Consider the following 1,988-nt stretch of genomic DNA (forward strand, 5'->3'; position numbering starts at 1 on the left):
GCCGGTTCGTGCTCTACTACACCGGTTAGGTGTCTGCTGAAGGGCGACGGAGCCTTCAACACAGATCTAACCGGCGTAGTAAACGGGCTCTTCTGGTTTGAGGGTGTGTCGGTGTTGGGTGCTGTTTGCCTGGTGGGTGGTGTGCGCCCGGGCGGACTTTCCGGGTGGGTGGAATGTCCGAAATCGGCACAAAGGCCGCCGGTGACCGCTGGGGCAGTTTCTGATTCCGCATGATTCCAACGTTCTGAGGGTGTCAGATTGTTTGTGTAAGGGGTGTGGTCCGACCTACAAGGAGACGAGAGGGTGAGTATGACTGCTAGTGAGGATCGGGTTGCGGCTGGTGAGCGGCAGCGTGAGATCGCTGAGGAGCCGGTGGCCTCGGGCACGTTGGGGTGAGATCTTCTCCCAGATCGATGCCGGCACCCCGTTGACCGGAGAGGATGGCCTGCCCACCGGCGTGCCCGGGGCGGCCCCCGGGGTGCGGGGTCCTGGGTGGCCGAGCTGACCAGCCACTTGGGCTACGAGAAGGGCGCTGCCGACGCCGCGGTGCATCCCAACTCCCTTTGGCGGCACCAGCCGTAAGACGATCAGCACTTAAGGATCGGGGATGCCGACCCGGAGGACGTGCCGCGGGACAGGGCCGGCACCTTCACCCCGATGCTGGTACCCAAGGGACAGCGCCGCCTGGACGGCCTGGACGGGATGATCATCAGCCTGTACGCCGGCGGCATTGAGGGTGCGGGACACCCCAGCATCATTTGGCCTCGACCATCGGCACCGAGCCGGTGCCACGAAACCGGTCAACACAGGTCACCGACCTAGACCTGGCGGGGGAGGTACTGGCCTGGCCCCGCCGGCCGCCGAGTGGCCCCCTTCTGCCCGGTGATTCTGCCAGGGGCGCGATCATGGCCGGGATCCGCGACGGGGCCCATGCCTCCAACCGGGCCGCACACATCGCCTTAAGGCGCGGGGCATGGACGGCCATCTTGCACGTGGCCTGGGTATCTGGGCACCTGACCCATGACGGGAGCGAAGTTCTGGGCCGGAGTGTGCACCCGTGCCGGCACAACCGCGGCGTCCATGGGGGCGCGGCTGATCGTGTGCCGGGTGGGCTGACCGGGTTCCCCCCAGGGGCGACCTGGGCGACCTGGCCACAGGCCACCGCCCCTAACCTGCGTGGGTAGCACCCGGTTCCGGGCCGCCACAAGGGTTCGCGCACCTACCAGGGACCGCAAGGGGCGTGTGCGCCGCGCTGCGGCCGACCCTGCCAGGCCGCGGGCGAGGAGGCCGCCCCAGGGGTGGACCTGGCGGCCTTCGAGGCCAGCGAACTCGGCCAGCGCTACCCGGCGGCTCACACAGGCCTTCACCTACACCTGGGGTGCGGAACACAGCCGTTCCTGGCGTACTCCGGCCGACGAGACGCCGGGTCATCTCTCCCCCACCCTTGGTGGGAGGCACCCCCACCACCAACAGTATCGAGCCTGCGAGCTACCAGCTGCGCAAGGTCTCCAAGAACCGGGGCCAGCACCCGCTCCGACGCCGCGGCGGTGAAGCTGCTGTGGCTGGCCATCTGCAACACCCGAGGGTCAAGCGCGCCAGACAGCGCGAGAAGGAGAAGAACCTACCCGCCAGCAAACGCAAAGAGCGCCGGGCCGGCTCGTTGAGGGAGCGGTGACCACCAACAGGCAAAGCAAGCCCTCCAGCAACTCGCCCTGGCCTACCCAGAACGAATCAACCCCCACCTGTGACCCAACCCACTTACACAAACATATTGACAGGCTCCTCGCGACGTCGAAGTCGTTTGTGCCGATTCCGGACGCTTCGGGCCACCACCCACGCCACTTGACGCCAACGACAGACCACCCAGACAAGCCCTGCATCCCGAAATCACCCCAATACCACAATCGTCATCGCCAACATCACCGCCCCCTACCCCACACACCCGAGGTCCCCTCCAACACCACACCCCCAAACCGACCTCGGCACGT

1 pseudogene is annotated in these 1,988 nt (G+C 66.7%); it reads left to right on the forward strand.

The features are described 5' to 3' along the window. Positions 1 to 621 precede the first annotated feature (621 nt). Positions 622 to 1,748 (forward strand): annotated as a pseudogene (locus tag Q4A20_RS09065) (transposase); the annotation flags it as partial. Between the last annotated feature and the right edge of the window lie 240 nt (positions 1,749 to 1,988).

The organism is Actinomyces sp., assembly GCF_030530635.1.
In the GTDB taxonomy this organism is placed as follows: domain Bacteria; phylum Actinomycetota; class Actinomycetes; order Actinomycetales; family Actinomycetaceae; genus Actinomyces.